This window comes from Lysinibacillus louembei (assembly GCF_033880585.1).
GTDB classification, from domain to species: domain Bacteria; phylum Bacillota; class Bacilli; order Bacillales_A; family Planococcaceae; genus Metasolibacillus; species Metasolibacillus louembei.
Window position 1 is genome coordinate 2862249 of the sequence record NZ_CP137624.1, and the last position, 21297, is coordinate 2883545.

Consider the following 21297-nt stretch of genomic DNA (forward strand, 5'->3'; position numbering starts at 1 on the left):
ATTTTGATTTAGTCCTTCAAAAAACAAATGCACATGAGCGTGCTATTAATCGATTGAAGCATGTTGAATAATATAGTAGTCCGAAAAATTTTATATTTCTGAGTAGCTGTGTTGTCATGACAAGCTTCTGCCATACTCTCGACCATTTTTCCTAGCATGCTTTATTAGCAACCTCGTTCTTTCTTTTCATCAATTTGTAAATAATTATTCATTGTGGATTGTTCAATGGACATTTCAGAAAATTGCGTTGCTTGTGCATTTGGGGCTTGTTTATTGTTTGTAAAGGTACAATGTTCAATAGTTGCCTTTGAATGGTGTGAAATATCAACATTCACCGTATGTCCACCAGTTAATTGTGTGTTAAGTAGAGTAATTGCTGAATATAAAGTAGCTATTAACTGTGTATCTCGATGTTGCAATATTTGACATTTCTCAATACGTGCATCGCAATAATTACTAAGAGCAATCGCATTTTGTAGCCCCTTTTCAACAAGGCTATCCAATAGAACAAGCGAACTGTGATTCATCACAATTTGTTGTAAAGGATGTGCGGATATAGTGCTACGCATTATATGAATGAAGCAATTATTGCTTGCTTTAATGGCCTCACAGCGCCCGTTATATAGCTTTGATTCGACAATATAAATTTTTGTCGAATTATTTCCTGTAATTTGTGCATCATTTCCGTCATAAATTGCACTTTCGGTCATATATAATAAAGAGGAGTCCGCAATATACATACCTTTGCCACGAATGAATTTACTTTTGTTAATTGTAATATTTGTTTTTTCTGTTGCCATAATATGAGATAGCTCATTGTCTGAAAAGCGGTTGTTTTCTAACATAACCGCCGCTTCGTGCTGTGCCGTTAAGCCATATCCATTATTTCTTATAATTTGGTTGTTAAGTGCAATAAATTCACTATCATAAATCGCGATGGCAGCTTGCTGGTGATTGCTAACGGTGCTATCAAGCAATGTGCAGTATGAACGTTGCTGTACGACAATTCCTTGTTGTCCAGTGCAAAATGTACATTGCTCAATGGAAGCATAGGCGCTTTCAGATAACAATAGCTGAATTTCTTGCTGGTGCTTGAATATTGTATTAGAAAAATGGGCGACAGACTTTTCTTGTAGCTGAATGCCAATTTTTGTAGGACCGTGCAATGTGCTGTTTGTCATAAATAACGCGCATTGAATAGCACTATCAATATGCGCATCGTGATTTTGCAAAAAATAACATTGGTCAATTGTAGCCTCTGCATATTGGACAAGCTGTAAGCCACATTTTCTACCATGTTGAATTTTGCATTTTTCTATATGAAGTGCACAGCACTGTAGAATGATTTGTGTCATTAGGTGATGCTGGATAAGGGTGTTTTGGAGTTTGATTCGACAGTGCATTTCGCCGCGTAGCGCACTAGTATAACCATTTTCAATTGTGCTATCACGAATAAATAATTCGCTATTATTTTGAACTAGCAATTGGATATGGCGTTGCTTCGTAAAATGGCATTGTATAATGTTTGCTTTCGCATGCTCTTTTAACACAACAGCATGTAAGGCATCTTCAAAATGGCAATCAACAAGTTCAATTTGTGCACGAGTCATTATAATAGATGACGTGTGACATGTTGAAAAGTGACAATTGTTTAGCATGGCATCGCTGTTATTTGTTATGGAAATAGGTGCATTTGTAATGGTACAGGCAGTCATTTTTAGCTGCCCGCAATTAGCTGTGATTGTTTCAGTTTCTATAAAGTGGCATTGATGAAATAGAGCAGTTCCTTCAATTAGAATTTGGCTGTTTTGCTGAAATGTTATATGTTCAAAATGCACTATTACGCCTTTGGGAACCGTTATAGAGCCAGTAATTGTTGCTTTTTTCCCTTTTAATCGTAGTGATTGCTGAAAGAATAAAGGCATATGGTATTGACCAGGCATTAACTGAAGACAATCGTTATGTTGTGCTCTTTTTAATGCAGCTGATAGTGTTTGATAAAAAGAAAATTTAGAAGCAGATACTTTATGTAGCATAGCAAGGAAACCTCATTTCAATATATTTTCCTTGTTAGTGTAACCAAAAATAGTAAAAATTTTTCATATGAATGACGAAAAATATTTCAATATACCTGCTTGTTAAGTACACATTACTTTCGTAATAAAAAAACATTATTGAACTAAGGGAAATAGTGGATAAAAATCTAAAAATTCAAAAATTTATTTAATTTGAACTATGAAAATAATTAGGTATCTATTAAAATAGAAGTAGATATACATGGAGGCGCAATATGACAACAATTTATGAACCATTGCTGCAAATGGATTCCTTGCAGAGAGAACAACATATGCAAATGCATAGGGAGGAAGTACTAACGGAGTTATTGCAGCATATTGGCAGTGCAAACGAAGAGCATCACGACAAAATTGTTTATCGCCTTTTTGGTGAACTGATGACAGAGGGGCTTTTTTTAACGGAACAACTTGCACGTACAGCACTCCTGTTGCCAACGAAAGACTACCTATTTAAAAACATTGCAAATGGCGATGCAGATAGTGTGTTTACACGTTCATTTTCAGCGCTTTGGCTTGTTTATTTATTGTATTACGATGGCCAACTTTCCTTTTTAACGCCTGAGGAGGCGCAATTTGTGATGACAGAAGCAAGCCGTTATTTAGAGAGGGAACAGGATGTACGTGGCTTTGTTGAGGGGCAAGGCTGGGCACACAGTGTCGCACATGGAGCAGATTTATTTGCAATGATGATAACTCATCCGCATTTCCAACCACAATTAGTACCTGTTATTTTACAAGGCATCAAAGTGACATTTTGGAAAGGAACCGTTTATGCAAATGAAGAGGAAGATCGCTTAGCACAAATTTTTGAGCAGCTAGTAAAAACTGACTTCCCAGAAGAAGTATGTATTGAATGGGTTGAACAAGTGTTTGATAAGCTAGCTTTACAGCGTGAGAATGAAGGCTATACGATGCGGTTTTTTGATGCAAGAATGAATGTTTTACGTTTTATGCGTGCATTGTACTTCACATTGAAGTTTTCGCATAAAATGCCGCAATTACAAGGCGTTGTTTCGATTTTTATTGGGAAATGGACAAAACTATAATGCGAAAACAAGCATATTTCGAAAGAGAAAGGATGTGCCAGATGGAACGTAAATCTATTCAAAAATATCATACAATTTTTTCGATTGAAGAGGGACAAATCGATCAGTTTTTTCAAGTATATGATACCTTTCAATATTTATTACCTTTATTAGAACATCAACCTACAGAGAATGTGGAATGGCGCATGATATTCAATAATTGGCTATTTTTCTCGACAGAAAACACAAAACTGCATGTTTGTCCTAACAAAAGCAAGGTTTCTAATCCGACAAGTGTACTTTTTCAAGAATTACTAAAGCGCCCGCTCATGAAGCACTATAAGTATGAAGTTATGCATAATGAAATGTACACTTTTATTGCTGCAGTGACCATCACATTGGAAGTACTTGATTGGTATAAGCAAAATATTTATATAAAAAAAGATGAGTTTCAAATCATTTCCATGTTATTGACGAGTATACAACAAGGACAAGAGTATATGCTTGTAAAGATGAAATCTGTCTTGTTAGAGCAAATGACCAATAACTCAGATTTAGCATTAGAGCTTGATTACTGTCTAACGAATGCTATGGGGAAAGCAAAGCAGCTTTTTAAGCTTTTTTATGATGTGGAAGATTCCTGTAATTATTTAGAAATGCATTATATGAAATTATGCTAATGGCTATAGTCATAAAAAAAACTTATCGCAAAACATAATATTAATGTAATTTACTTATGTATCAAAGTAAGCTATCATAAGAACTGGAGAAAAGAAGCTTTACCATAAATAATCTTTTCAAAAGAAAATATAGGGGGAATAAAAATGGCACAAGAGAATTTACACAACAGCCGCGCTTCATTTGAAGTAAATGGTAAGACATATAACTACTACCGTTTAGCTGCAATTGAAGAAGCCGGTATTGCAAACGTTTCACGCCTTCCTTATTCAATTAAAGTATTATTAGAATCTGTTTTACGTCAATATGACAACTATGTAATTAAAGAAGAGCACGTAAATGAATTAGCTAAATGGGGTAAAGATGCTAATACAGAAGCTGAAGTACCATTCAAGCCATCACGTGTAGTATTACAAGACTTCACTGGTGTACCTGTAGTAGTTGACTTAGCTTCATTACGTTCAGCAATGAAAGAAATGGGCGGCGATCCAGCTAAAATTAACCCAGCGATTCCAGTTGACCTTGTAATTGACCACTCAGTACAAGTTGACAAATACGGTAATGCTGCTGCATTACAAGCAAACATGGATTTAGAATTCGAGCGTAATGCTGAGCGTTACAATTTCTTAAAATGGGCACAAACTGCATATGACAACTTCCGTGCTGTACCACCAGCAACAGGGATTGTTCACCAAGTAAACTTAGAGTACTTGGCGCCAGTTGTGCACGTGAAAGAAAATGCAGATGGCACATTCGAAACATACCCAGATTCAGTAGTAGGTACTGACTCTCATACAACAATGATCAACGGTCTTGGCGTTCTTGGATGGGGTGTAGGTGGTATTGAAGCAGAAGCCGGTATGCTTGGTCAACCGTCATACTTCCCAATTCCAGAAGTTATCGGTGTGAAATTAGTTGGGGAGCTACCAAACGGTGCAACAGCAACTGACTTAGCATTAAAAGTAACACAAGTATTACGTCAACGCGGCGTAGTAGGGAAATTCGTTGAGTTCTTCGGCCCTGGTATTACGAAATTACCATTAGCTGACCGTGCAACAATTTCAAACATGGCACCAGAATACGGTGCAACATGTGGTTTCTTCGCAATCGATGACGAATCATTAAACTATATGCGTTTAACAGGTCGTGATGAAGAACATATCGCGGTTGTTGAAGGCTACTTAAAAGCGAATGATATGTGGTTCAAACCTGAGTTAGAGCCAGTTTACACAGATGTAATCGAGCTAAACTTAGCAGATATCGAGCCAAACCTATCAGGTCCTAAACGTCCACAAGATTTAATTCCTTTATCAAAAATGAAGGAAACATACCGTGGTTCTGTTGTAGCACCACAAGGTACACAAGGCTTCGGTTTAACAGAAGACGAGTTTGCTAAAACTTCTGTAGCGAAATTTGCAGAAGGCGATGTAGAAATTCCAACAGGTGCTGTAGCAATCGCTGCGATCACATCTTGTACGAATACATCAAATCCATACGTTTTAATCGCGGCTGGTTTAGTAGCGAAAAAAGCGGTAGAAAAAGGCATCAAGCCTGCGAAATGGGTAAAAACATCTTTAGCACCAGGTTCTAAAGTAGTAACAGGTTACTTAGAAGCTTCTGGCTTACAAAAGTACTTCGATGAAATTGGCTTTAACACAGTTGGTTACGGCTGTACAACATGTATCGGTAACTCTGGTCCATTATTACCAGAAATCGAAGATGCAATTAAAGACAATGATTTATTTGTAACATCTGTACTTTCTGGTAACCGTAACTTTGAAGGTCGTGTACACCCATTAGTAAAAGCGAACTTCCTAGCGTCACCACCATTAGTAGTTGCTTATGCATTAGCTGGTACAGTTGATATCGACTTACAAAAAGATGCAATCGCAACAGACAAAGATGGCAACGATGTGTTCTTCGCAGATATCTGGCCATCAACTGAAGAAGTAAATGCAGTATTAAGCCAAGTTGTAACACGTGAACTATTCCAAAAAGAATACGAAACAGTGTTCACAGCGAATGAAGCTTGGAATGCAATTGAAACTTCAACTGAATCATTATATACATTTGATGACAAATCAACGTATATTCAAAACCCACCATTCTTCACAGGTTTATCGAAAGAGCCAGGTGCAATCCAAGGTCTTGATAACTTACGTGTGATGGCGAAATTCGGTGATTCAATTACAACTGACCATATTTCTCCAGCAGGTGCAATCGGTAAAGATACACCAGCAGGTAAATATTTAATCGAAAACGGTGTGGCAATTCGCGACTTCAACTCTTACGGCTCTCGTCGTGGTAATCACGAAGTAATGATGCGTGGTACGTTTGCAAATATCCGTATCCGTAACCAAATCGCTCCAGGTACAGAAGGTGGCTTCACTACTTACTGGCCAACAGGCGAAGTGGAATACATTTATGATGCATGTATGAAATACCAAGAGCAAGGTACTGGCTTAGTCGTACTTGCTGGTAATGACTACGGTATGGGTTCTTCTCGTGACTGGGCAGCGAAAGGTACATTCCTACTTGGCGTGAAAACAGTTATCGCACAAAGCTATGAGCGTATCCACCGTTCAAACTTAGTAATGATGGGCGTATTACCATTACAATATTTAAATGGTGAGTCTGCTGATTCATTAGGCTTAACTGGTGAAGAAACAATCTCTGTTAACATTACAGACGCGGTAAAACCACGTGATATTTTAACAGTGACAGCGACATCTCCAGATGGCACTGTGAAAACATTCGACGTATTAGCTCGCTTCGATTCAGAAGTAGAAGTAGATTACTACCGTCACGGTGGTATCCTACAAATGGTATTACGTGCGAAAGCAGCTGAATAATAGCAAAATTAAAAGTGTGTCTCCAATATGTTGGAGGCACACTTTTTCATTTTATGCAGCAAATAAGCTGATATTAAACAGCTAAACAATATATGGGGCTACGGACTATCTTTTAAAATGATAAATTTGTTTCATTTTTAGAAATCTTATTGCTGATGACAAAGTAATTAGCTACATATATTTTTAGCGCTCTCCAAAGAACAAGGCACAGTCCTCCCTTTAAAATACTGTCAACCACAGTTTTGAAGATGAGCTAATTATAATTAAAATAATGAAACCTTTTGCAATTGTTTTTCGTAAAGAAAGAAAACGAAGGGAGGAGAAACATATGGTAAAAGGCATGTTCTTACTAATTATTGTTTTAACTACCATTATCATTCAAAATGTCAGAAAACCTAAGAAAGAATAGCTATATTTCTTTATGGAATGAAGCTAATAATATTGTTTTGGTTACATCTAAACATTTTAGCTTCCTTCTAGCAAATTTCATATTGCTTATCACTTAAAGGCTAGCTCGCTTCAAAATATATGCAACATCACAATTAGTCACAGCACTTTAAAATACCTATTTAGCGTGCTGCATTAAGTAGGATAACAACGTTCAAATGTTTGGTAAATTGTCATAATTACAAAAAAAATACTGTAAAACAACTGGATTTATATCCTATATTTAGATAGAATAATATCATATTGACTTTAAGGGGGATTCTTTCATTATGAAAAAGAAATTTTACACAGTGGCCGTTGCTTCATTAGCAGCAACAGCAGTAGCAGTTGCACCAGCAGCAGCAGCAGATACGTTTTCAGATGTGAAAAAAGACAATGCACATTATGAAGCGATTACAGCATTACATACAGCTGGTGTTATTAGCGGTTATCCAGATGGCACATTTAAGCCAGCAAAAGATGTAACACGCGGACAAGCAGCAAAAATGATCGCTGGGGCACTAGGTTTGGATACAAAAAATGTTGAGAATCCAAAGTTAGCAGATTTACCAAAAACGCATCAATACTACGGTCCAATTGCAGCATTAGCAGAGCTTGGTGCTATTGAATATTATGTAGATGATAACACTGTTGCACCAAATGAAGCTATTTCACGTGGTGAATTTATCTTTATGCTAGCAACAGGTCTTGGCATTGAGGAAGAAATCGAAGTGGAGGATGCAGACGCTACAATTACACGTGGTGAAGTAGCATCATTCATTTATGAAACATTAAGTGAAGAAGCTGAAGAAGAAACAACGACAGAAGATTCAGCAACAGTTGAACAAACAACTGCGGATGCAGCATTATTAGAAACAGTGTTCACAAAAGCAGCTGAAAAGCAATTAGCAACAGAAAGCTTGAAAGCAGCAATTACTATGGCACAATCAATGGTAATTCAAGATGGTGAAGAAGCAGTAACAGTTGATGCAAACATAAAAATGGATATGTCAATTGTCAATAAGCCAATGGCATTCTTTGCTGAAGGTACAGTAGCGATGGTTGAACCAACAACTGGTGAAGCAATCGAGATGCCAATTAAAATGTATATGACTGAAAAAGATGGTATGTACGTGTATGAAGGCTTAACAAAAACTTGGGTTAAATATCCTACTGAAATGTTTGACGAAATTTTAGCACAAACAGGTGCACAAATAAATGCAGCTGAGCAATTAGAAATGCTAAAAAAATTCGCAACTGATTTCAAAATTAAAGAAGAAGGTAATCACTATATTTTATCTTTAACAGGGGCTGGCGATAAATTTACTGAGCTAGTTCAAGAGCAAATGGGTGCATTAAACTTAGGCTTAGATGAGGAAGCTCTTGCTGAAATTAAAAACATGAAATTTGATACATTCACATATGACATCAAAATTAATAAAGAAACATTTGATATCGAAGAAATGGTTATGAATTTCGGTTTTGGCATGAAGGCTGAAGGCATAACAATGGATGTTACAAATAAATCAACAATCAAATACACAGACTACAACAGTGTATCAACAATTACAATTCCAGAAGAAGTATTAAAAAATGCTAAGACATTTGAGGAATTAGATTTATCTGCTATTGAAGAAACAGAAGCAAAATAATAATGAAGCTAGTTGAAAAACATAACAAAACAATAGAGTAAGAAATATATGGGTCGGTTTATGCTAGGATTTTAGTATAAATCGACTTTTTCAATACTATCAATATGACAGGCATGTTTTTTTATTAAGAATATTATTAATTATCTAGAATTCTATAGCGCTTTCATGTAGAATTTAAGTGTACACTTTAGATTTGATATGAAGATGGAGGTAATTTCCCAAATGACGAAAAAACGAAACAAATTTTACGCAGCAACAGCTGCTGTTGCTGTTACAGCTACTGTAGTAGCTGTAACACCTGCATTAGCAGCAGGCACTTTTTCAGATGTAAAAGCTGGCGATGCACATTACGAAGGAATTACAGCATTACATGAAGCAGGCGTTATTAAAGGCTATCCAGATGGTACATTTAAACCAAATCAAAATGTAACACGTGGACAAGCAGCAAAAATTATTGCTGGTGTATTAGGTCTTGATACGCAAAAAGTAGAAAATCCAAAATTTGCGGATATTCCAACATCACACCAATACTATGGACCAATCGCAGCGTTAGCAGCACTTGATGCAATCGAAATCTATGAAGATAACACAATTGAGCCAAACGAAACAATTACGCGTGGCGAATTAGCATTCATGATTGCGCAAGCATTAGGTCTAGAAGCAGAAGGGGATAGCCCGTTCAAAGATGTACCAGCAGATAATGACTATGCATACTTTGTGACAGCATTATATGAAGCAGGTATTGCACAAGGTCTTTCTGAAACACAATTTGGCGTTGAGCAAAATGTAAAACGTGGGCAATTAGCAACATTTATTTTAAATGCTGTGAACACATTAACTGAAGAGCCTGAAACACCAGAAGTAACAACAGGCGATACATTTACATTATCTGTATTACACGTTAATGACACGCATGCACGTGCAGATAAAATGCCTAAATTAGCTACAGCTGTGAAAGAGCAGCGTGAAGCGAAGGAAAACGTTTTAACACTACATGCTGGGGATGCTTTCAGCGGTACATTATACTTCAATGAATTCCATGGGAAAGCGGATTTAGAGCTATTAAATGAAATCGGCTTTGATGCAATGGTGTTCGGTAACCATGAGTTTGATTTAGGTTCATCACCTGAAGGACATCAAGCATTAGCAGATTTCGTAGCAGGTGCTAAATTCTCATTCGTTTCAGCAAACGTGGATTTCTCAGCTGATGATAAGTTCAAAGGCTTATTTACAGACTTAGTTTCAAGTGAGCCTGAAAATGGTAAAATTTATTCAGGTATCGTGAAAGAAATTAACGGTGAAAAAGTAGGTATCTTTGGCTTAACAACGGAAGAAACAAAAGATATCGCATCACCTGATAAAGTAGTATTCTCAAACTATATTGAAGAAGCAGAAAAAGCAGTAGCTGCATTTGAAGGTATGGGTGTTAATAAAATTATTGCGTTAACACATATCGGCTATAATGATAATCCAAACGTTGACAATGATATTTTACTAGCGAAAAGTGTACCTGGCATCGATTTAATTGTTGGTGGACATGACCATACAAAATTAGAAGAGCCATTTGTTGTTGATACAAATACTGTTGGTGAAGACAAAGAGGCAACATTAATCGTTCAAGCAAATGAATATGTAAACTATTTAGGAACAATTGATGTGACATTTGATGAAAATGGCGTTGTCACAGAATATGATGGTAAGCTAATCGACTTAGGTGAAGTAGCAGAGGATGAAGCACTAGTAAAATTATTAGCTCCATACAAAGCACATGTGGATGGCGTAAATAATAAAGAAATCGGTGTGACATTAACTGAAGATTTAGCAAGCCCACGCGCAACTGAAAATAGCTTAGAAAGTGTACGCAGCAATGAAACAGTACTAGGCAATATTATTACAGATGGTATGTTAGCAAAAGCACAAAAATACACTGATAAACCAGTTGTAATGGCATTCCAAAACGGTGGTGGTATTCGTGCAGCGATTCCAGCTGGCAATATTACAGTTGGTCAAGTAATTACTGTACTACCATTCGGTAATACACTAGCACTTATGGATGCAACAGGTGCAGAGCTAAAAGCAGCATTTGAAGTATCAGTGAAAAATGCACCAAAAGAAAATGGTGGTTTCCTACACGTTGCAGGTGCAAAATTAAAATATGATTCTTCAAAAGAAGTAGGTTCTCGTGTTGTATCAATCGAATACTTCGATAAAGCATCTGGCAGCTATGTAGCACTTGAAGATGATAAAACATATACAGTTGCAACTAATGCGTTTACAGCTAAAGGTGGAGACGGATTTGATATGTTTGCAAAAGCATATGCAGAAGGCCGTGTAACAGATTTAGGTTTATCTGATTGGGAAAACTTCCAAGAGCAATTACTTTCATTAAAAGAAGTACCAACAAAGACAGAAGGTCGCATTGTTGATGTTGCACTAGAAGAAGCAAAATAATAATATAATGCTATATTATGTAAAAAAATAGCATTGCAAGCAAAGCCTGAACAAGGAAGTAAACGCAAACATCGAGCGTTTTACAAAATTGTTCAGGCTTTTTTAATTTGCATAAGAAAGCTTATAGCATCATATTTCAGCATTTTTTTGCGAAATCAACAAAATTTCACTTTTATATGATGATAAAGGATAGTAGATTAGATGATTTTTGAAAATAAAAGAAGTTGATATTGCTAGAAAACTTATAACATTCGATTAGCAACATTGACATAGTATAAAAGAAATGCATATAATGAGATTGTGTGTGAAAAAGGGGGTATTTTTGGTTGAGTATTGGGAAAAAATTATACATATCTTTAGGTACATTAGTTGTGATTATCTTCGGTATTTCAGTTTTTAGCTATTTGCAAATCTCAAAGGTCAATAATAGGTATAATGAACTGATAGATAGTCGTTTAGAGCAAGTTTATTTGGCAGCAGATGTGCAGTCACGTATAGGGGGACAAGGGGCTTTTTTACGACAATATGTATTAGCAAAGGGTTCTGACGCACTGTCGAGCTTAGAAAATGAGCAAAAGGCGATTGCAGCTTCATTACAGCGCTTAGAGGAGATTGCATCTGCTGGTACAATGCAGGAATTACTTGCCCAATTAATTGAAGCAAATAATAACTATAGTGAAGCAGCAGCACGTGTAATTGGCTTAGTGGATGATGGGAAAGTTGATAGTGCGATTCCAATATTAAATATTGAAGTGCGTAAAGTCAATAATAAACTAAGTGAAGCAGCGAATGAAATGCTTATCTATAATAAAGAACGATTTACTGAAACGCAAAAGGAAACGGGCAAGCAAGTAGAGCAAGTAACGATTATTTTAGCCATTATTTCGCTTATAAGTATTATTATCGGTATTATAAGTGTTTTAGCAATTATGCGCGTAGTTGTAATGCCATTAAAGGCATTAGCAGGAGCAGTAGACCAAATTGCAACAGGGGATTTAACAGTTGAGGACGTTGCCATAAAGTCAAAAGATGAAGTAGCAACAATTGCGACATCCTTCAATTTAATGAAGGCATCACTGCGTGAATTAATTACTGTGGCGAGTGAAAATGCGGAGCAGCTTTCAAACATCTCGAAAGAGCTGACAACAAATACAGCGCAAGTATCCTCAACGTCTACAACGGTTGCAAGCAGCATTGAACAAATTTCATCAAGCACACACGGATCATCACAAATCGCAACAGATACTTCAGTTGCAATGGATGAAACAGCCTTTGGTATTCAAAATATTGCGGAGTCTACGCAAACGGTACACAATGAGGCACAAAATACGCAAGTCATTGCAAGTAAAGGGCTTGTTACGATTGAAGACGCGAAAGAGCAAATGCAAGATATTTATAGCTCAACGAAATTAACAACAGAGTTAATTTCAAAGCTAATCACACATTCACAACAAATTCAAAGCATTACAAATGTTATTACAGATATTACAGATCAAACGAATTTATTAGCATTAAATGCTGCAATTGAAGCAGCACGCGCTGGCGAGCATGGTAAAGGCTTTGCTGTCGTGGCAGATGAGGTGCGCAAATTAGCAGAGCAATCGAAATCATCCGCTAATTTAATTGTGAGCTTAACGACAGAAATTTTACATGAGACGAAAAATGTAGAAGGCGCTGTTGCAGATAGTTTACAGCGTGTTGAGACAGGTGTACAAGTTATTGAAGTAGCAGGAGATTCCTTCAATCAAATTACTGGAGCAATCGAAAATATGACGATGCGCATTGCGGATGCATCTGCTGTTACAGAGCAAATTTCAGCAGCAACAGAGGAAGTTTCAGCATCTGTTTCAGAGCTAGCTTCCAACGTCAATGGTGTAGCGAACAGTACGGAAGAAATCGTGCTGCAAATCAGTGAGCAAGTGGCATCGATTCAGGAAATTAACGCTGTATCTGCAGAGCTTGAAATAAAAGCAGGAGAGCTTACACAAGCAATTGCGAAATTTAAAATTTAACTTGAATCAACAGAAGTCCCGACGCAATTACGTCGAGGCGTAATTGATTAATCAAACGCAAGAAAGCCATTGTGGCTTCTTGCGTTTTTTATGTACAATAAGAATAAAACTAACAGCATGAATGGAGGAAGCGATGCGATTTAGTAAACAGCAGCAGCAATTTGAGCACTTTTTAGCCGATAAGCTGAAAGGGCAAGTACAGCTTTATGCGACAGTACATCGAAAGGCGCATGACCAGCCTGCAAAAGTATGGCTAGTATATAAAGGTGAGGAAATTTTGCGCACGGATGATTTAGCATTCCAAGTACGTGTGAATCAGCAATATACAAAGCAAGCAATGGAGCTACCGCGAATACCATACAACGAAAATTGGGAAGTGATGATGCAATCAACAGAACGCCAGGCACTTGTGAATTTAAGCGATCAAATCGAACAGCAAGTAATGAATGAGGGACTTTACCCTGCTTGGTTGTTCTATCAAGCATTAGATGCATTTTATGGACTTACAATAGAGGGGGCACTGCATCATGAAAATGAGCTAGTGCAAGTGCTTGCAATGCTTGACCGTAGACTAGGAAAACGCAGACTTGCAGCAATGGAGCCACAAACTCCACTTGCACAAAAATTCCATGCTTTACGCTGCGAAGTAGAAGGTATAATTAAAATAGGCAGGAGTGGAGGAAGATGAGTCATTTAGCGAATACATATGAGCTACCCTATTATGCGGTAATTTTTGCTTCAGAGCGAACAGAGGGTGACCAAGGCTATCATGTGATGGCCACAAAAATGGCGCAATTAGCGAGTAAGCAAAAGGGCTATTTAGGTGTCGAAAGTGCAAGAGATGCACATTTAGGTATTACCGTTTCCTACTGGCAAACGCTTGAAGATATTGCAGCCTGGAAGGCAAATGCCGCTCATCAGGTGGCACAAGAGCGTGGAAAAAAGGAATGGTATAGTCGATTCGCATTACGTGTATGCAAAGTAGAACGCGATTACTTATTTGAAATGTAAATAAAAAACCTCTCGCTAAGGAGAGGCTTTTTATTTACCATGAAACATTGGCAATCATGCCAGCTTCATCATCAATATCAAGTGAGATTCGTGCACTGATTGAATCACGTTGTAGCTTTTCATCGATATAAAGACGTAACGCGGTAATAAAATTAACAGTATTGTATAGTTCAACTTGGCCATTCACATAGGCTTCTGCTGTATAGCCTGCTAAATCATCATACATTAGCTCAACTTCTACATTTTCAGGCTGAACATTTTTAAAGCGTGCATGGAAAATGCAAATCGCATTAATTAAATCCTGCTCGAATAATGTTAGTTGTTCCATGTTTTTGACGTCTCATCTTTCTTTTTACGTGTCATTACTTGGTAAATTTTAATGCATAGGAAGACGATTACCGCAATCGCTGCTGCATTGACCATAAAGCCTAAAATTGAGCCTAAAATACCTAAATCGCCGAATAAGCTACCAAATAATAAGCCCGCTAAACCACCGATAAAGAGACCTTTCATTAAGCCGCCAGAAGTGAAGCCACCTTTTTTCGTTTGAGTGGTATCGCTTTTTGATTTATTCGTGTTATTTTGATTTGTTGTCGCGTTGTTATTGTCCTTATTGTCTTTTTGAATATTAGACTGATTGTTATTGTTGGATTTAAAGCCCTTTTTCCCTGATTTATAAGACTTTGCCTCCACTTGGTGGTCACCACCAAAAAAGATTGTCGTTCCTACACTTGAGAAGACAAGTGTAAATGCTAGAAATACTGCTGCAAGTTTTTTCATTTCTTTCCTCCATAAAATGTTCTACAACTATAGTATAACAAAAGAGTGAATTGAAGAAAAATAAATACACTACAATTTTTGTCCAGTGCTATGCTGATTTTAAAAAATATGGTATCTTTGTACAAGGTGAAAGGGGGATCAAGATGTCGGCACAGCAACAATACAATGGTCTTATTTTATTAGCATCCTACATACAGCGCATTTACATAGCAGAAACAATCAACGAACGTACAGGACAACAAGTGAGCTCAGCACGTCTATCTCAAGCGAAAAAATATTTAGATGAGCTCAATATGCTCATGCCATTGTTTGAGCAAACACGCACATTAACAGATACGCAATTACAGCGTGTAAAAGAAATAACAGCGAGCACAAAGCATTTTATGGAAGGCTATTTTCCGCAGTCTCCTGTGACATTCTTACAAAAGCTTGCCATTGTTGGCTCCTCTTTATATGGCGAGCAGGCAATGAATGCAGGCGTGCTGCGCTTAGGACAGCTATTCCAAAAGGAAGTAGGCAAAGACTTTGCAATGCGCGTCAAATTTTATGAGGAGCGCACACAATTTATTGATGCGGTCGTTCATACGCTGTATCAGCACGAGGAGCTAGAGGAAAATTTACAGCAAATTATCGCCAATTGGTTTGAAGGCATTATCGCCAATCGCCAATACGTACTACAAGATATGGATAAAATCGATCAATTTTTCGCTTGACGCACGTATTGTTCATTGTTAAAATAATTGAAATTCGATGAAAAAGACAGTAGCTATTTGAGTGAGCGAAGCGAGTTAGGGATGGTGTGAGCCTAATATTATGAAAATAGTGAAGCGCACTTTGGAGAAATTACCTGAACAATGAAGTAGGGTCAATCGGGGAGTCACCTCGTTAACAACAGTAAAGTGGTCATTTCGATGACAACTAGAGTGGTACCACGGGAATTTACAGCTCTCGTCTCTATTTTTTAGAGGCGGGGGCTTTTTCTATGCAAAAAAGGAGAGGAAAATATGAAAAAGCAATTAGCAACAATCATTAGCATAGCATTGCAAAATGAGTTATCAGTAACAGAGGTGACAGCATTATTGGAAAAGCCGAAGCATGAGCATTTAGGGGATCTTGCTTTTCCATGCTTCATATTAGCAAAAAAATTGAAAAAAGCACCAGCTATCATTGCGACTGAGCTAGCATCGTGTATTCAAGCAGATTTCATTAAAGAGCTGAAGGTGGAAGGTGGCTATCTTAATTTTTATTTACAGCAGCTACCAATTGCACAGCAAGTTATCGCCCAAATTATGGCTGAACAAGGACAGTATGGCACGCGTTCTACCAACAAAGAAGCAATTGTGCTTGACTTTTCTTCACCGAATATTGCCAAGCCCTTTTCGATGGGGCACTTGCGCTCCACAGTCATTGGGAATGCATTAGCGAATATTGCTGAGAAAATGGGCTATCAGGCAGTGCGTATTAATCATTTAGGGGATTGGGGCACACAGTTTGGCAAGCTGATTGTGGCATACAAATTATGGGGCAATAAAGAAGCAATTGAAGCGGCACCAATTGCTGAGCTGTTAAAAATTTATGTGCGCTTTCATGAGGAGGCAGAGCACAATGATGGGCTAAATGAGCAGGCACGTCAAGCATTTAAGGCATTGGAGGATGGTAATGAAGAAGCACACGCATTATGGCAATGGTTTAGAGCAGCTTCTTTACAGGAATTCCAAGCAATTTATCAATTGCTCGGCATCACATTTGATAGCTACAACGGGGAAGCCTTTTACAATGATAAAATGGCACGCATTGTGACAGAGCTTGAAGAAAAGCAATTATTAGTCGAATCAGACGGAGCCATGGTTGTGCCACTTGCTGATATGTCGCCATGCTTAATTAAGAAAAATGATGGTGCCACATTGTATGCAACACGTGATTTAGCGGCTGCTGTTTACCGTCAAGAAACATATGCACCAGCGAAAGTTTTTTATGTTGTAGGCAATGAGCAATCGTTGCATTTCAAGCAATTGTTTGCGGTTTTACAACAAATGGGCTATGACTGGGCAAAAAATTATCAGCATATTCCATTCGGCATGATGCTCGTTGGTGGCAAAAAAATGTCGACGAGAAAAGGCAAGGTTGTACTGCTTGCAGATGTGTTAAAGGAAGCGATTGATGCAGCCTTCCATAATATTGAGGAGAAAAATCCCACGCTTGTAAATAAGGAAGAAGTAGCAAAAGCGGTTGGCATTGGTGCAGTGATTTTCAACGATTTAAAAAATGACCGCATGCATGATATCGATTTTGATATTGAGCAAATGGTGACATTTGAAGGAGAAACAGGTCCATATGTGCAATATGCATATGCAAGGATTCAAACGCTGTTGAAGAAGGGGGCTTATGTAGCTAATGAGGAGCCAATCATACATGTGGATGAAGCGGCTTGGCCATTAATTAAGCAATTACAGGACTTCCCAGACAGCCTAGCAAAAGCATTCAAAGATGCGGATCCATCGCAAATTGCCAAATATAGCTTACAGCTAGCGCGCAGCTTTAATAAATATTATGCCCAAACGAAGCTACTAAGCGGCGACGAATACCAGCAAGCCCGTTTAGCTATCGCACATTGCGTGGCACTAGTGTTAGGCGAAAGCTTACGCTTATTAGGAATTGCAAGCCCAAAGGAGATGTAGATAATGCAGTTTGCACTTTTGACAGATATTCATGGCAATGCTGTTGCTTTACAGGCAGTTTTACAAGATATAAAGGAGCGAGGTGTGGATGAGGTCTATTGCACAGGTGATTTAATTGGTATTGGACACCAATCAAATGAAGTATTGCAGTTGCTCAGCGCCTTGCCACATTGTGAAATTGTTTGTGGTAATCACGATGAGGCAGCGTTAGCAATTATTGAAGGTCAGCCTTACCCAAAAAGTCATGCGGGCATTCGTGCGCATCATGAATGGCTTGCGGCAAGGCTCGATCCAGCATTGATTCCTTTGTTACAGCAGCTGCCACGTGAAATAGAGAAAACGATTCATACGAAGCGCTTTTTATTTACGCATTATGCGTTAAAAGGAAAGAATATGCCTTTCCATGAAGACCCGTTTGCCTCAATTCATCAGCCATCACTTGAAAATATGGAGAAGCTATTTCAAGCTTATCCAATATATGATTGCATTTGCTTTGGACATCATCATCCAACACATGTCTTTGAAAATGACAAGACCATGTATATCAATCCAGGTGCTTTAGGCTGCAATAGTCCAAACAAGGCGAAATATGCGATTTGCACTGTTGATACAGCTATACATTGGACATTTATTGAAGTGGCCTATGACGGTGCCGCGTTTATTGAGCAATTTAAGCAGACCGATATTCCTGACAAGGATTTTATTTTGACATCATTTCATGCGGAGGCTAATAAAAATTAGCAAAATACCACTAAATAAACAAAGCATTTTTGCGAAGGAAATTTTATCCTGCATCCCAGCTAAGCCGATGCCTGTTGTGACAATAAAAATAATGGGACCAACGAGCGCAAGAGAGGTATTGACAACGAACGCCTTTTCTAAAGCGCCAAGCTTGTACATCAGAAATGCAGCTGCAATATCAATGCTGCCAGATAAAATACGGAGCCAAATCATATAAAGAAGTGCTAGTTCCACTCATGTCCCACCTTTCCTTGCTACTATATGAAGGAGATGGGGGAAATATTAAAAAAGCCTACACGTAAAAATAACAGTGTAGGCTTTCGCTTATTATTCAAAGAAAACTTTATCGATGTTGTACTTCGCACGTAATGTGTTGATTGCGTATGTTTCGTAAATTTCACGTTCCATTGGGTCTTCGATTTCGTACACTTCGATTTTAAAGATTTCATCGCGATATTTTTTCATCGGTGACACATTGTCCTCGAAATGCTTTTTAATGCGCTGGCGAATTTTGCGCGCTTTCCCAACGAATAAAAGCTCGTTTTTTTCGTTGTAAAAGAAGAAAATTCCGCCTTTTTCGCGTGTGATTTTATGGAAGTCGATAAAGCCGTGGAATGGTGTAATCTCTACATCACCTGGTTTTAACACTTGTTCACGTTGACGAATAACAAGATCTGGTTTTGGTAATTCAATTTTAATCAAAAAATTCACGTCCCTTACTGTATTGAAGCTTAATTCTATCATGAATTCATGAGCTTGGCTATTATCAATCATCTTTCCAATGAAATATAGCAATCATCCATATGGCATAGTTATATCAATAACAACTCAAGCAACCTATTAAAGCGTTAAATATACTTAATATGTAAAAAGTGTTGTTATTCAATTTTAAAAATTGTAAAGTATGCTGTATGAGAATTTAGCGTCTCCAATAGATAAATAATTTCATTATACCTACATATTATACGACACCTCATTTTAGAAATTTATTTTTATATCACACGCCCCATACTACTAACAAAACAATATTCAATTCTCGCACAATTTATAACGATAAATGAAAGTGAATATAATTGCAAATTATCTTTATTTATGAGTATACTAAAAGTATCACGTGATAGTTTGGAGGGATTGATTTGGGATCGAGATGCTGAAAATTGGTGAACTAGCTGAAATGACAGGGATTACGAAGCGCACAATTGATTATTATACGAATCTAGGTTTGTTGAAAGCAAAGCGATCTAGTTCTAACTATCGCTATTACAATCAAGAGGCTATTGAGCAGCTACATTTTATTGAGCGCAAGAAAAAGGAAGGGCTTTCATTAGAGCAAATTAAACATTTGATTGAACCGAAGATGGAGGAAATTGATATTCAAGATATTCGTGTGCAGATGCAGCAGCTAGAAAAAGAGGTAGCATTGCTCGTGACAAAGTTATCAAAAGAAGACCAGCTTGCAAAACAAAATATTGTAACAAAAATGAAGCAAGATAGTAACACATTAATACAATCATTACTACTATTAATCACTTAGGAGGTGAAGTCTTACGTTTCAAGCGTAAGACAACTGATTGACGACCAGTATCAACTTAACCATTTTTATTATTTTATTAGCATTAACAGCATTTTTCGTGGCAACAGAGTTTGCTATTGTAAAAGTGCGCCAATCACGTATTGATCAGCTACTTGCAGAAGGTGTAAAAAGCGCACCATCCGCAAAGCAAGTAACGACACATTTGGATGAATATTTATCGGCCTGCCAATTAGGAATTACCGTAACAGCACTTGGTATCGGGATGGTAGGGGAGAAAACGTTTGAGTTTATTCTTCACCCATTTTTTGAAATGCTAGGTATTGGCACAGATTATATTAAGTTTTTCACAATTGGTGGCGCTTTTGTTATTGCCACGTTTTTACACGTTGTTGTTGGTGAATTAGCACCAAAAACAGTAGCAATTCAAAAAGCTGAAAAAGTAACATTGCTGTTTTCAAAGCCAATTATGCTTTTCTATAAAATTTTATATCCATTCATTTGGTTTTTGAATGGCTCAGCGCGTTTATTAGTGGGCTTATTTGGCATGAAGCCTGCGAGCGAGCATGAGCTGTCACATACGGAGGAAGAGCTACGCTTACTGCTTGCAGAAAGCTTTAAGAGCGGTGAAATTAATAAAAATGAATTGAAATACGTAAATAATGTATTCGAATTCGATGATAAAATTGCACGCGAAATCATGGTGCCACGTACAGAAATTGTTGGCTTCGATATTAGTGCTAATTTCCGCGAAATCATTACACTTATTTCAGAGGAACGCTATACACGCTACCCAGTTTATGATGGAGATCGCGATAACATTATCGGCTTCCTAAATATTAAGGAAATTTTAACATTGGGAATTAATAATCGAATTACAGAGGAAACATTTAAATTTGAAGATTTTATTAATCCTATTTTAAAAACAATCGAAACAATTCCAATTCACGATTTACTGACGAAAATGCAAAAAGAACGTGTGCATATGGCCGTTTTATTGGATGAATATGGCGGTACATCAGGCTTAGTAACAGTTGAAGATATTTTAGAGGAGCTAGTTGGTGAAATTCGCGATGAATTTGATGGAGATGAGGTTCCAGACATTCGAAAAGTAGGCGAGGGACATTATATTTTATATGCAAAAATGCTGTTAGATGACGTGTCAAAGCTATTACATATCGAATTGGAAAATCCTGATATTGATACAATTGGTGGCTGGTACTTCTCACAAAATACAGATTTAGTTGATGACGTTGTGATCGAATATGAAAATTATGCATTTTCAATTTACGAAAAAGAAGATATTTATTTGCGTTACATTGAAGTGCGGAAGCTAGAAGAGAAAGAGCTAGTAGTGGAGGAGTAAAAAGACGTCGGGAAATGAC

18 protein-coding genes and 1 other annotated feature are annotated in these 21297 nt (G+C 37.5%); of the genes, 13 read left to right on the top strand and 5 right to left on the bottom strand.

Annotated elements, in window-relative coordinates:
- Positions 1-164: 164 nt before the first annotated feature.
- On the bottom strand, positions 165-2036 hold the full coding sequence (locus R6U77_RS14225) for a right-handed parallel beta-helix repeat-containing protein (RefSeq protein WP_319836136.1): 1872 nt from the start codon (positions 2034-2036) through the stop codon (positions 165-167).
- Between the two features lie 254 nt (positions 2037-2290).
- Between R6U77_RS14225 and R6U77_RS14230 the strand changes: the two genes are divergently transcribed.
- The 8 genes from R6U77_RS14230 (at position 2291) to R6U77_RS14265 (ending at position 14182) form a co-directional block, all read left to right on the top strand.
- Complete coding sequence (locus tag R6U77_RS14230; protein ID WP_319836137.1) at positions 2291-3121, top strand: DUF2785 domain-containing protein; 831 nt, start codon at positions 2291-2293, stop codon at positions 3119-3121.
- Positions 3122-3162: 41 nt separating this feature from the next.
- The gene (locus R6U77_RS14235) at positions 3163-3780 is read left to right on the top strand and encodes a hypothetical protein (protein WP_293920357.1); all 618 of its coding nucleotides are present in this window, start codon (positions 3163-3165) and stop codon (positions 3778-3780) included.
- Between the two features lie 144 nt (positions 3781-3924).
- The gene (gene acnA, locus R6U77_RS14240; RefSeq protein ID WP_319836138.1) at positions 3925-6630 is read left to right on the top strand and encodes an aconitate hydratase AcnA; all 2706 of its coding nucleotides are present in this window, start codon (positions 3925-3927) and stop codon (positions 6628-6630) included.
- 716 nt (positions 6631-7346) lie between these two features.
- Complete coding sequence (locus R6U77_RS14245; RefSeq protein WP_319836139.1) at positions 7347-8708, top strand: S-layer homology domain-containing protein; 1362 nt, start codon at positions 7347-7349, stop codon at positions 8706-8708.
- Between the two features lie 222 nt (positions 8709-8930).
- A complete protein-coding gene (locus tag R6U77_RS14250) occupies positions 8931-11159 on the top strand; it encodes a 5'-nucleotidase C-terminal domain-containing protein (RefSeq protein ID WP_319836140.1) in 2229 nt (742 codons plus the stop codon).
- A gap of 326 nt (positions 11160-11485) precedes the next feature.
- Positions 11486-13171, top strand: coding sequence for a methyl-accepting chemotaxis protein (locus tag R6U77_RS14255; RefSeq protein WP_319836141.1), 1686 nt, complete (start codon positions 11486-11488; stop codon positions 13169-13171).
- 133 nt (positions 13172-13304) lie between these two features.
- Positions 13305-13859 carry an SF0329 family protein gene (locus R6U77_RS14260; protein ID WP_319836142.1) on the top strand — a complete coding sequence of 185 codons (555 nt, stop codon included), beginning with the start codon at positions 13305-13307 and terminating at the stop codon, positions 13857-13859.
- The gene (locus tag R6U77_RS14265; protein ID WP_319836143.1) at positions 13856-14182 is read left to right on the top strand and encodes an antibiotic biosynthesis monooxygenase family protein; all 327 of its coding nucleotides are present in this window, start codon (positions 13856-13858) and stop codon (positions 14180-14182) included. The genes R6U77_RS14260 and R6U77_RS14265 overlap by 4 nt, the downstream gene beginning before the upstream one ends.
- Positions 14183-14216: 34 nt before the next feature.
- Here the strand turns inward: R6U77_RS14265 and R6U77_RS14270 are convergent, their stop codons facing one another.
- Both R6U77_RS14270 and R6U77_RS14275 read right to left on the bottom strand, forming a co-directional pair.
- Positions 14217-14510, bottom strand: coding sequence for a YxcD family protein (locus R6U77_RS14270; protein ID WP_319836144.1), 294 nt, complete (start codon positions 14508-14510; stop codon positions 14217-14219).
- Positions 14498-14962 (bottom strand): hypothetical protein, encoded by a 465-nt coding sequence (locus tag R6U77_RS14275; protein WP_319836145.1) that lies wholly within the window; start codon positions 14960-14962, stop codon positions 14498-14500. The genes R6U77_RS14270 and R6U77_RS14275 overlap by 13 nt, the downstream gene beginning before the upstream one ends.
- Positions 14963-15105: 143 nt before the next feature.
- On the opposite strand from R6U77_RS14275, the gene R6U77_RS14280 reads away from it, so the two are divergent.
- The 3 genes from R6U77_RS14280 (at position 15106) to R6U77_RS14290 (ending at position 18381) form a co-directional block, all read left to right on the top strand.
- Positions 15106-15675 carry a hypothetical protein gene (locus tag R6U77_RS14280; protein ID WP_293928196.1) on the top strand — a complete coding sequence of 190 codons (570 nt, stop codon included), beginning with the start codon at positions 15106-15108 and terminating at the stop codon, positions 15673-15675.
- A 28-nt stretch (positions 15676-15703) separates the two neighbouring features.
- Positions 15704-15921, top strand: a binding site (T-box leader).
- A gap of 45 nt (positions 15922-15966) precedes the next feature.
- Positions 15967-17640 (top strand): arginine--tRNA ligase, encoded by a 1674-nt coding sequence (gene argS, locus R6U77_RS14285; protein WP_319836146.1) that lies wholly within the window; start codon positions 15967-15969, stop codon positions 17638-17640.
- A 3-nt stretch (positions 17641-17643) separates the two neighbouring features.
- Complete coding sequence (locus R6U77_RS14290) at positions 17644-18381, top strand: metallophosphoesterase family protein (protein ID WP_319836147.1); 738 nt, start codon at positions 17644-17646, stop codon at positions 18379-18381.
- Here the strand turns inward: R6U77_RS14290 and R6U77_RS14295 are convergent.
- Together R6U77_RS14295 and R6U77_RS14300 are read right to left on the bottom strand one after the other, a co-directional pair.
- A complete protein-coding gene (locus R6U77_RS14295) occupies positions 18352-18615 on the bottom strand; it encodes a YqhV family protein (protein ID WP_293928190.1) in 264 nt (87 codons plus the stop codon). The two genes, R6U77_RS14290 and R6U77_RS14295, sit on opposite strands and share 30 nt — an antisense overlap.
- A gap of 93 nt (positions 18616-18708) precedes the next feature.
- Positions 18709-19083, bottom strand: coding sequence for a nucleotide excision repair endonuclease (locus tag R6U77_RS14300; protein ID WP_042472975.1), 375 nt, complete (start codon positions 19081-19083; stop codon positions 18709-18711).
- Between the two features lie 445 nt (positions 19084-19528).
- On the opposite strand from R6U77_RS14300, the gene R6U77_RS14305 reads away from it, so the two are divergent.
- Positions 19529-19915 (top strand): MerR family transcriptional regulator, encoded by a 387-nt coding sequence (locus R6U77_RS14305; protein WP_319836148.1) that lies wholly within the window; start codon positions 19529-19531, stop codon positions 19913-19915.
- Between the two features lie 37 nt (positions 19916-19952).
- Entirely contained in the window at positions 19953-21278 is a 1326-nt protein-coding gene (locus R6U77_RS14310) for a hemolysin family protein (RefSeq protein WP_319836149.1), read from the top strand.
- Positions 21279-21297: the final 19 nt, after the last annotated feature.

Bases quoted from the DNA above. Each gene is read 5' to 3' on its own strand.
- acnA (WP_319836138.1), top strand. From the start codon at position 3,925: ATGGCACAAGAGAATTTACACAACAGCCGCGCTTCATTTGAAGTAAAT.
- R6U77_RS14265 (WP_319836143.1), top strand. From the start codon at position 13,856: ATGAGTCATTTAGCGAATACATATGAGCTACCCTATTATGCGGTAATT.
- R6U77_RS14305 (WP_319836148.1), top strand. From the start codon at position 19,529: ATGCTGAAAATTGGTGAACTAGCTGAAATGACAGGGATTACGAAGCGC.
- R6U77_RS14270 (WP_319836144.1), bottom strand. From the start codon at position 14,510: ATGGAACAACTAACATTATTCGAGCAGGATTTAATTAATGCGATTTGC.
- R6U77_RS14275 (WP_319836145.1), bottom strand. From the start codon at position 14,962: ATGAAAAAACTTGCAGCAGTATTTCTAGCATTTACACTTGTCTTCTCA.
- R6U77_RS14225 (WP_319836136.1), bottom strand. From the start codon at position 2,036: ATGCTACATAAAGTATCTGCTTCTAAATTTTCTTTTTATCAAACACTA.
- R6U77_RS14280 (WP_293928196.1), top strand. From the start codon at position 15,106: ATGTCGGCACAGCAACAATACAATGGTCTTATTTTATTAGCATCCTAC.
- R6U77_RS14290 (WP_319836147.1), top strand. From the start codon at position 17,644: ATGCAGTTTGCACTTTTGACAGATATTCATGGCAATGCTGTTGCTTTA.
- R6U77_RS14235 (WP_293920357.1), top strand. From the start codon at position 3,163: ATGGAACGTAAATCTATTCAAAAATATCATACAATTTTTTCGATTGAA.
- argS (WP_319836146.1), top strand. From the start codon at position 15,967: ATGAAAAAGCAATTAGCAACAATCATTAGCATAGCATTGCAAAATGAG.
- R6U77_RS14245 (WP_319836139.1), top strand. From the start codon at position 7,347: ATGAAAAAGAAATTTTACACAGTGGCCGTTGCTTCATTAGCAGCAACA.
- R6U77_RS14230 (WP_319836137.1), top strand. From the start codon at position 2,291: ATGACAACAATTTATGAACCATTGCTGCAAATGGATTCCTTGCAGAGA.
- R6U77_RS14250 (WP_319836140.1), top strand. From the start codon at position 8,931: ATGACGAAAAAACGAAACAAATTTTACGCAGCAACAGCTGCTGTTGCT.
- R6U77_RS14260 (WP_319836142.1), top strand. From the start codon at position 13,305: ATGCGATTTAGTAAACAGCAGCAGCAATTTGAGCACTTTTTAGCCGAT.